Below are 9,860 nucleotides of genomic sequence, written 5' to 3' on the forward strand. Positions count from 1 at the left end.
AACATCGTGCCCCGGGAGGTCGTGGAGCCCGCCGTAAAAGTGCGCATCGCCATGGCCCGTCCCGGCGGCGGCGCCTGGACCAGGGGCGTGTTCACCATGAACAAGCAGGACTACCAGCTTGTCTCCGACTTCGACTACGACCACGAGCCCGTGCTCAACCCGCCCTACACGCCCGAGGACGTCGCCCAAGAGTTGGAGCTCTTCCCGCGCGACCCCAAGGCGACCCCGGACTGGATGAAGCAGAGCCAGTGAGCAGCCCCTACCCTGACTACCCCCGCTCTCCGCAATACCCCCAGGCTCCGGCGCCATACCCGCCGGCCGCGGCTCAGTCCCCACCCGGCGGCGCATACCCTGCGAACCAGGCGCTGTACCCGGTCCCGCCAGGAACCCCGCAAGTGCCGCGCCCTCCCTACGGCCAGCCGTACTACCCGCAGGCGCGCCCCCGGCCCACCGGTGCACACGCCTGGTACATGGGACTGTTCGTATTCGTCTTGATTCCTGGTCTCGGGTCGATCGTTGCCGCGATTGTTATGATCGCCGTCGGCCATACTTGTCGCAGGGATCCTGAGCCTGCCCGCACCAACGGCACTGCTGCGGCCAGCTGGGGAGTGAACTATTTGCTCGCCACCATCCTCTTCCTGGGTGGCTTTTTCGTTGAGATGATCGTGCTCCCGCCCGATGACCTCAGCGGTTTTCTACCATCGGTGCCTTACGTCACCTGGTTGATCATTTCCCTGTTCCACGTGATCATCTGCATCGCCTTCGGCGTCCGGGCGAGCCGCGGCAAGGTCGTGCCCTTCCGCGGCATCCCGTTCATCAGATGACTTCCTGCGCCGAGGTGTAAGAGTCCGGTGGAATGCGGCCGGCGGCCCCTTCCAGATCCCCCACTAGGCCTTGGCCAGTGCCATATCGCCGGGGCGGATCCAGCCGCGGGCGCGCATGAACTCGCTGATGGCCAGAGTCAGCAGTGCCGGGGCCACGAACTGGAATAGCACGATCGTGGCCAGCAACTGCGCCGTGGGCATGGCGCCGCTCATGGTCTGCCAGGTCATGATCTGACCAACCAGGCCCGCCGAGCCCATGCCCGAGCCGACGGCGTTGGACTCCATGTGCAGCACGACGGTCGCCACCGGTCCGAGCAGCGCCGATGCCAGCGTGGGCGGCACCCAGATGAGTGGTCGGCGCAGGATGTTCGGCATTTGCAGCATGGAGGTGCCCAGGCCCTGCGCCAGCAGCCCGGACCAGCGATTCTCCCGGAAGGAGGCGACGGCGAAGCCCACCATCTGGGTGGTGCAACCGATGGTCGCGGCGCCTGCGGCGATGCCGGACAGGCCCAGAATCACGCCGAGCGCCGCCGAGGAGATCGGCAGGGTCAGCACCATCCCCATGATGACGGCGACGATCACGCCCATCAGCAACGGCTGCCGCTCGGTGCCCCAATTGACCAGCTGTCCCAGCGCCGTCATCGCCGAGGAGATGGGCGGGCCGACGAACAGCCCGACGCCACCGCCTACGAGGATCGTGGTCAACGGGGTCACCAGGATGTCCACCGGCGTCCTGCCGGAGACCAGGCGGCCGGCCTCGACGGCCACACAGGCCGCCACGAAGGCGCCCAGCGGCTCACCCGGGCCGCGCAGCAGCAGTGCGGTGCCGACGTCGTCGTTCAGTATGGCGCTGCCGGACAGCAGGCCGGAGGCCTGGGCGCCGATCTGCCCGACGGCGGCCGCGGAGATGACGACGAAGGTGTCTGCCCCCAGCCGGCGGGCGGTGCCCAGGCCGATGCCGGCGCCGGTGATCGAGGAGGCCACCCGCCCCATCAACACGATGAAGTCGCCGACCGTCCCGGGGACGAAGGCCCCGAGCTGGGTGAGGATCGTGCCGATGATCAGCGTGGCGAACAGGCCGTGCGCCATACCGGTCAGGCCCTCGATGAAGAACCGGTTACCGAAGGTACGCAGCCTTTCCAGCGGGCCGTGCGGCCCGGCAGGGAAGGCGACGTCTTTGGCGGGGGTGTTGGCTGCGTTGTTGGCGGGGGCCTTGGACTTGGAGGATGTGGACATGGGAGCCTCCCATGGACGACGGGGGCGACGGCCTGCGCCCGCGCTGGGTGTCAAGACACTAAAAGGATAGTCGGAGCCCGCCAGGTGTCATGACACAAGTGGCGTGAGCTGCCTCTCCCGTACGCGTGGGCTGCGGGCTCGGCCTGGTCGGCAGGGTGGAAAACTGTCCGAAAACGGCACAAACGTCCCGGGTGCTGTGTGGTCTGACCTCGTGGAACCGCACGATTTCAACGATCCGCTGCCGCCGGGCAGGGGTTCCGCCGATCGTTTATGCCGGATTCGGACATTCGTCCTTCGAAGCCAGCGGATGTCAGCGCAGAATGCCGAGTTCGCTCAGGCGCGACTCGATGGTGTCCAGCTGCGCCTCCGAGTCGGCCTCAACCGTGTGGGCGTGCCAGCCGTTGGTCAGCTCGGACAGGGTGGAGGACTCGGTCATGCGCTCAAGGAAGAGGTCCAGCTCGGTGTGGTTGTGTATGAGCAGGTCCACCGTGATCTGGCCGTACAGGCGGTGCTCGATGATCGTGTCCAGGGCGGTGCCGCCGGCGTCGATGATCGCGGACAACTCGGCGGCCACCTGGTCGCGACCGTGCTGGACGTGGAAGACGCGGCGTGGCCGCGAACTGGGGCGGGCCAGGACATAGCCGCGGTTGGTGGCGCGGATGGCGTGGCCGGCGGCGCGCAGCAGGGCGACGTCGCCGACGACGATCTGCCGGGAGGCGCCGAGTTGCTCGCCCAGCCATGCCGCAGCCAGCGGGGTGTCGGCCTCCTGCAGGCGGTCCAGGATCGCCTGTCGGCGCTCGGATGCGTCCATTTCGCGGTCCTCTCGATGCTCCTCTTGCTGCCCCACGGCGGGCTTGCTGCCGCACGGCCGGCCCCTGTGAGCCGCCTCATGGGAACGTAGCACGGTTGCCATGACCGGCGGAACGGGTAGTGCCCGCGTGATTGACGGTGCGACACGCCCGGAGTGGGGTGATTCGGGCGGCATTTTTCGTCAGTTTGTCCCCAGCCTGGGGACCGGCGGAGTGGTGGTGCGGCTGTAGGCCTGTGGAGACGGTGAGGGTAAGCGGTCGGAATTCATGTCAGACCCCCGCGAGACCATGGCGAAGCCGATCCGGGGTGGTCGGGCGACGGCGTCGTGCCGACCGCTCCGGGACTGTCGATGCGGGCGGGCGGTGCCGGCTCCACAGGGTGTCCACAGCGATCGACGCACCGTCCACAGGCCGAAGGGACTCTATGCACAACGACACGCCAGACACATCATCTTGGGGTGGTGGCGCGCTCCGACCCCTAGGGGTAGTGTTTTGAACAGCAGGGGGCGCTTGCCCTCCCGAGAACTACATGCGTGTGATTACGCGCCGGTAAGTCCCCGTTCGTGGGGTTCCGAATCGGCCGCACGCACCGCAACCGTCCGACCATCCACCTAACGCCAGGAAGTGACTGACATGGCGATCACCGTCTACTCCAAGCCCAACTGCGTCCAGTGCGCCGCGACCTACCGCGCCCTGGACAAGGCCGGCCTGTCCTACGAGACGGTCGACATCACCCTGGACGCCGAGGCGCTCGACCAGGTCCGCTCCCTCGGCTACGCGCAGGCTCCCGTGGTCATGGCCGGCGGCGAGCACTGGTCCGGCTTCCGTCCGGACAAGATCAAGGCTCTCGCCTCCGTCGTCGCCGAGGCCGCCGCCATCTGAACGGGGGCAGGCGTCCGTGAACGACCGCCCCCTCCTGGTCTACTTCTCCTCCACCTCGGAGAACACCCGCCGCTTCGTCGAGCGGCTCGGCTACCCCAGCGCACGCATTCCGCTGCGCCCGGGGGATCAGCCGCTGAGCGTTGACGAGGAGTACATCCTCGTCGTGCCCACCTACGGCGGCGGCGCCATCAAGGGCGCCGTGCCCAAGCAGGTCATCAAGTTCCTCAACGACCCGCACAACCGGTCGCTGTGCCGCGGCGTCATCGCCTCGGGCAACACCAACTTCGGCGAGGCCTACGGCATCGCCGGCGACATCATCGCCAGCAAGCTCAACGTCCCCTTCCTGTACCGGTATGAGCTGCTCGGCACCCCTACCGACGTCGAACGCGTCAAAGAAGGATTGGACAAGTTTTGGCAGAAACGCTGACGGCCCCCGCGAGCACCGCACCGAAGACCACGGTCTCCCCGGACCTCGACTACCACGCCCTGAACGCCAAGCTGAACCTGTACGACGCGAACGGCATGATCCAGTTCGACGCCGACCGCGAGGCCACGCGCCAGTACTTCCTCCAGCACGTCAACGACAACACCGTCACCTTCCCGTCGCTGGAGGAGAAGCTGGACTACCTGGTGCGGGAGGGCTACTACGAGCAGGAGGTGCTGGACCGCTACCGCCCCGAGTTCGTCAAGTCCGCCTTCGAAGCCGCCTACGCCTACGACTACCGCTTCGAAACCTTCCTGGGTGCCTTCAAGTACTACACCTCCTACACGCTCAAGACCTTCGACGGCAAGCGCTACCTGGAGCGCTTCGAGGACCGCGTCACCATGGTCGCCCTGGCGCTGGGCGACGGCGATGAGTCGCTCGCACTGGACCTGATCGACGAGATGATGTCGGGCCGCTTCCAGCCGGCCACCCCCACCTTCCTCAACGAGGGCAAGGCCCAGCGCGGCGAACCCGTCTCCTGCTTCCTGGTGCGCATCGAGGACAACATGGAGTCGATCTCCCGCGGGATCAACTCCGCCCTGCAGCTGTCCAAGCGCGGCGGCGGCGTCGCCCTGCTGCTGAGCAACCTGCGGGAGATGGGCGCGCCCATCAAGCGCATCGAGAACCAGTCCAGCGGCGTCATCCCGGTGATGAAGCTGCTGGAGGACTCCTTCTCCTACGCCAACCAGCTGGGTGCGCGCCAGGGCGCGGGCGCCGTCTACCTGCACGCCCACCACCCGGACATCATGCGATTCCTGGACACCAAGCGGGAGAATGCGGATGAGAAGATCCGCATCAAGACCCTCTCGCTCGGCGTCGTCATCCCGGACATCACCTTCGAGCTGGCCCGGGCGAACGAGGACATGTACCTGTTCAGCCCCTACGACGTCGAGCGCGTCTACGGGCTGCCCTTCGCGGACATCAACGTGACCGAGAAGTACCGCGAAATGGTGGCCGACGAGCGCATCCGCAAGGACAAGATCAACGCCCGCCAGTTCTTCCAGACGTTGGCGGAGATCCAGTTCGAGTCCGGCTACCCCTACGTCATGTTCGAGGACACGGTCAACCGGGCCAACCCGATCAAGGGCAAGGTGGTCATGTCCAACCTGTGCTCGGAGATCCTGCAGGTCTCTGAGCCCAGCGTGCTCAACGAGGACCTGTCCTACGCGCACGTCGGCAAGGACATCTCCTGCAACCTGGGCTCCCTGAACATCGCCAAGACCATGGACTCCCCGGACTTCGCGCGCACCATCCGCACCGCCGTGCGCGGGCTGACGGCCGTCTCCGACCAGACCGAATTGGAGTCCGTCCCGTCGATCAACCGTGGCAACCACGAGTCCCACGCGATCGGCCTGGGCCAGATGAATCTGCACGGCTTCCTGGCGCGCGAGCACATCCACTACGGCTCCGAGGAGGGCCTGGACTTCACTAACGTCTACTTCGCCTCCGTGCTGTTCGCGGCGCTGACCGCCTCGCACGAGCTGGCCGTGGAGCGGGGGGAGACCTTCGTCGGCTTCGAGGACTCCAAGTACGCGTCCGGTGAGTTCTTCGACAAGTACCTGAACCAGGACTTCGTCCCGGTCACCGAGCACGTGCGCGAGCTATTCGCGAACTCCTCGGTGCACGTGCCCACGCGCGCGGACTGGGCGGAGCTGGCGGAGAAGATCAAGCGGGACGGCATCTACAACCGCAACCTCCAGGCGGTGCCGCCCACCGGCTCCATCTCCTACATCAACCACTCCACCTCCTCGATCCACCCGATCGTCGCCAAGATTGAGATCCGCAAGGAGGGCAAGATCGGGCGCGTCTACTACCCGGCGCCCTACATGACCAACGACAACCTCGAGTACTACGAGGACGCCTACGAGATCGGCCCGGAGAAGATTATCGACACCTATGCCGCTGCCACTCAGCACGTGGACCAGGGGCTGAGCCTGACGCTGTTCTTCCCGGACACCGCCACCACCCGCGACGTCAACCGTGCGCAGATCTACGCCTGGCGCAAGGGCATCAAGTCGCTGTACTACATCCGCCTGCGCCAGGCCGCGCTCACCGGCACCGAGGTGGAGGGCTGCGTCTCCTGCATGCTGTGACACTGCGTGGCTAAGGGACTTAGGGCGGTGAGCAAAGGCGATTGGGATCTGTCGCGTCCCTACCGCGTGTTCGTCGACGAGTCTGAGGTCCGGGGCTACTCGATTACCGCGGTGTACTTGCGACCGTCTGATGCGCATCGGATCGGAAAGACACTTCGGAATCATCTTCGCTCCGGACAGCGCTCCATTCACTTCACCAAGGAGCGTGATGAGGTACGCCGCGCGGTAATCGACGACGTCGTGGCGATGCCCATCAAGGTTGAGGTGTACCGGAGTTCGGCGAAACCGAGGATTGCGAGGCCAAGATGCTTACGCGCCTTGGCTGAGGCGTTGCGTGATGGCGCTTGCCAACAGCTCGTGCTTGATCGCAACGACTCTGTTATGCAATCTGATCGGCGCGTGCTGCATGAAGCGTTCGGCTCTGGTTGGGATGGAACCTACGATCATCTGCATGACCACGAAGAGCCTCTGCTCTGGCTGGCCGATGCCGTCAGCTGGTGCTGGAACAAGGGTGGGCAGTGGCGGGCCGCCTTGTCTAACGTCAGGCTTGACGTCATTGATCTGGGAAGCTGATACGCGAAACCCGGCTCGCCCACCGTCCGGAAGGCTGCCGGGTCCACTTCGCAGAGCTACTGCCCTGAGCGGTGAATAGCATACTTTGTCAGCGCCTACGGTGCCAGTGCCAGTTTCCCGGCAGGGCTACTCGTTGGCGCCTAGGTTGAGGGCTGCGTCTCCTGCATGCTGTGACGTGTGAGTCGCTTGGACACTCACATGACCGGGAGCGGTGTCGGTGGCGCTTGGCGTGTTTTCAACGAAAGGTGGTAGTTTTGGCCTGGTGCCAGTCGGTCCCGTGGGGTGCTCGTGGGGTCGGTGGCGATCTCGCCTCTGGAAGTGGTGGTATGACGCGGTTTCCAGGGGTAGGGCCAGGAAGCACCTCGCACCTCTTGCTGGCCGGTTGGTCTCGGGGTTCCATCGTCGTGGCCGACGTTCTCCGGCGGCCGATCTTGACGCCGGAGCCTGGCGATGAGATGTGCTGCCGCGTGCTGACGTCCAGCGGGTGACGGCCCGGTGCCTCGCGTTGGCCGACGGGCCGAGCCGGAGCTGCGGGTTTGCGCGCAAGGGCCGTCCGGGCACACCCGCCCAAATCCCGGTTTTCCTTGGAAAGACACGGAATCTACCCCTGGGGCAGAATCTGGTGGTATCGCTCCAGTGTGCAACGGGGCCCGCGTTGCACACTGGAGCACTGTCATGACATCCAGATCGCGAGCTAGATCCGCGTAATCACGCGGATTCCGCCGCGGCGCTCGCTCCTGAAGTGTGCAGACCCACCGCACAAGCCCGAGCAGCGCCACCCAGCGGGTGCTCCGCCACGCCAGCCATCGACTCCAGCACCCGCACCACACCCCCCAAACCGGAAGAGCCCGAATAATGTACGCATGGCCCGGCCCGCGCAATACGGAATACGACCTTGGGGTGCGTTCCACGACCCTGGGGTGGTCGTAAAACGCACCCCAAGGTCGTAAAACGTCATGGAGGTCGTTGAGGCTCCCGCCACGGTCGTGCAGCACGCCGCATGCAACCGCCAACCGGGAACTCTGACCCTGCCGGTCACGTTGGGTGCCTCGTCAATGTCCCCGGCCTTTCCTCCCTAACGTCTACGACCACCGACCGGCTCCTTGGCCCACTCGTCTGGAGGGCTGCTCCGCGACTCACAGCCGCGTCTACGCCAGTAGCATCGGAACGGTCCCACACCCCAAGACGGAAGCGACGGTATGACCAGCGCACAGAGTGACGGCACGGATGACATCGCGGCGATGTATGTAGCGCTCCGCGATGGTTACAGCCCTGGGTGGGGCGGCGGCGACCTTGAGGACGGCGTCCTGCACGCCGCCTGGGTCAACTACAGTGATGTCATCTATTCAGGGTTGGCCGCATTGCAGCGTGTCAGCAGCATGTGTCGTGATCGTGCGGCTGCCGCCAACGCCAGGGGAAACGGGGACCGGACAGACACAGCCGCAGAGGCAGGTGAAGACGCAGCCACGCGGGGTGAGTCGCGATCGGAGAAGACGGCGTTCGACCGATACGCCCGCATCAGGGATAAGCCGATCGAGAGTCTCACCGCAGACGAGGTCGCCATCACGGTGCATTACTTGTGGCGGGGTGAGCGCTACTACGAAGGCCTCATCAAGGCGTGGATCGACCAGGACAGGCAACTGGAGCGGTTGGCCAGGCGCGGCCTGGAGCTGCTCGGGCGGGATGTGGGTAGTACGCGGTAACCGGGAAGCGAACGCGCGTCTATCGACCGTAGGAAAGAAGCGGCATGTGCCGTGGCGTCGGCGGGCACGAGCAGAAGCGGGGTGCGGCCGTACGAGGGAGACGGGGACGTCCCACGTGTTGCCGGGTGACGTTGGCACGTCTCTCAGGGCACAGGGGCTAGTCGCCGACGGCGGCTTGTGCGCGCAGCTGGCGTACCGTCGCCAGCGGGTCCTCGCCCTCGGGGAAGCCGCGCAGGCGCCAGTACATGGCGAGCACCGAGCCGGTGATCGTGTGCCAGAAGGTCGCCACGGCGCACGGCGCCGCCACCGCGGCGCTGAGGTAGGTGGCGGCGAGCGTGGAGCCGAGCCCGGCGTTCTGCAGGCCGGTCTCGATGGAGATGGTGCGTCGGTCACGGCGAGAAACCCCGATGAGCCGTGCCACCGCGTAGCCCAGGCCATAGCCGATGGCGTTCTCGACGGCGATAGCAACGAACATCAGCAGTCCGGCAGTGGCGATCAGCGCCTGGCTGCGGGAGACTACCGCGGCCACCACCCCGGCGATGGCGATCACCGACACCCACGGCATGATCGGCTGAACCCGCGCGACCTGCCGGTGGGCGAACATGTTGAGCAGCAGTCCGGCCCCCACCGGCAGCAGCACGATCTGCACAATGGACAGCGCCATCGACCCCGCGGGTACCTCCATGTAAGTACCCGCCAGCCACAGGGTGAGCAGCGGAGTGACGACGGGGGAGAGCATGGTGGACAGTGCGGTCATGGACACGCTCAAGGCCGTGTTGCCCTTGGCCAGGAAACTGCACACATTCGACGTCGTGCCGCCCGGCACGCAGCCGATGAGGATGATGCCCACCTTGAGTTCATCCGGCAGCGGGACCAGGTGCGCCACGGTCCAGCCCACCAGTGGCATGACCGAGAACTGTGAGAGCACGCCGACCACCACCGGCACCGGGTGCCGGGCGATCATGGTGAAGTCCGGCACCGACAGGGTCATGCCCATGCCCAGCATGGTCACTGCCAGCAGCGGCGTCATGTAGTTGGACAGCGGCACGAAGGTGTCGGGGAGGAAGAACGCCGCGAGGAAGGCCGCGAACATAATCAGGGGGAAGACGGCAACCGCAATCCGGGCGCTGCGCTCCTGGCGCGCATCCTCGACGGCGGCGCGCCGGGCCTCGGTGCGCTCGGCGGCTGCGCGGTCGGCCTCGTTTCCACCTCCCCGGCGGGGGGCGAACTGGTCGGTGGCGGGCGGCGCGGGCCGC

General features: G+C 66.1%; 9 protein-coding genes and 1 pseudogene. 7 read left to right on the top strand and 3 right to left on the bottom strand.

The genetic code is table 11. From position 1 onward, the window contains the following. Positions 1-252 (top strand): annotated as a pseudogene (locus BN1056_RS08725) (hypothetical protein); the annotation flags it as partial. A gap of 218 nt (positions 253-470) precedes the next feature. Then, positions 471-824, top strand: coding sequence for a magnetosome magnetite crystal formation protein family (locus tag BN1056_RS08730; protein ID WP_210580444.1), 354 nt, complete (start codon positions 471-473; stop codon positions 822-824). A 63-nt stretch (positions 825-887) separates the two neighbouring features. Here BN1056_RS08730 and BN1056_RS08735 read toward each other — a convergent pair whose 3' ends face one another. Beyond that, positions 888-2,060 (bottom strand): PTS sugar transporter subunit IIC, encoded by a 1,173-nt coding sequence (locus tag BN1056_RS08735; RefSeq protein ID WP_210580445.1) that lies wholly within the window; start codon positions 2,058-2,060, stop codon positions 888-890. Between the two features lie 310 nt (positions 2,061-2,370). Next, positions 2,371-2,871: a transcription repressor NadR gene (locus BN1056_RS08740; protein ID WP_210580446.1), complete on the bottom strand. Its 501-nt coding sequence runs from the start codon at positions 2,869-2,871 to the stop codon at positions 2,371-2,373. 631 nt (positions 2,872-3,502) lie between these two features. Here BN1056_RS08740 and nrdH point away from each other — a divergent pair. The 5 genes from nrdH to BN1056_RS08765 all read left to right on the top strand — a co-directional run bounded on the left by nrdH (position 3,503) and on the right by BN1056_RS08765 (position 8,604). After that, complete coding sequence (nrdH, locus tag BN1056_RS08745; protein ID WP_210580448.1) at positions 3,503-3,751, top strand: glutaredoxin-like protein NrdH; 249 nt, start codon at positions 3,503-3,505, stop codon at positions 3,749-3,751. A 16-nt stretch (positions 3,752-3,767) separates the two neighbouring features. After that, positions 3,768-4,178, top strand: a complete 411-nt coding sequence (gene nrdI / locus BN1056_RS08750) for a class Ib ribonucleoside-diphosphate reductase assembly flavoprotein NrdI (RefSeq protein WP_111819746.1) — start codon at positions 3,768-3,770, stop codon at positions 4,176-4,178. Beyond that, entirely contained in the window at positions 4,163-6,328 is a 2,166-nt protein-coding gene (nrdE, locus tag BN1056_RS08755) for a class 1b ribonucleoside-diphosphate reductase subunit alpha (RefSeq protein WP_210580450.1), read from the top strand. Before nrdI ends, nrdE begins: the two co-directional genes overlap by 16 nt. A gap of 27 nt (positions 6,329-6,355) precedes the next feature. Beyond that, entirely contained in the window at positions 6,356-6,901 is a 546-nt protein-coding gene (locus BN1056_RS14730; RefSeq protein ID WP_244671605.1) for a hypothetical protein, read from the top strand. A 1,199-nt stretch (positions 6,902-8,100) separates the two neighbouring features. Then, positions 8,101-8,604: a hypothetical protein gene (locus BN1056_RS08765; RefSeq protein WP_210580453.1), complete on the top strand. Its 504-nt coding sequence runs from the start codon at positions 8,101-8,103 to the stop codon at positions 8,602-8,604. A gap of 157 nt (positions 8,605-8,761) precedes the next feature. Here BN1056_RS08765 and BN1056_RS08770 read toward each other — a convergent pair. After that, positions 8,762-9,860 (bottom strand): bile acid:sodium symporter family protein (locus BN1056_RS08770; RefSeq protein WP_244671606.1); only part of this gene is annotated, 1,099 nt, incomplete at its 5' end.

This window comes from Actinomyces succiniciruminis (assembly GCF_900002405.1).
GTDB lineage: Bacteria > Actinomycetota > Actinomycetes > Actinomycetales > Actinomycetaceae > Actinomyces > Actinomyces succiniciruminis.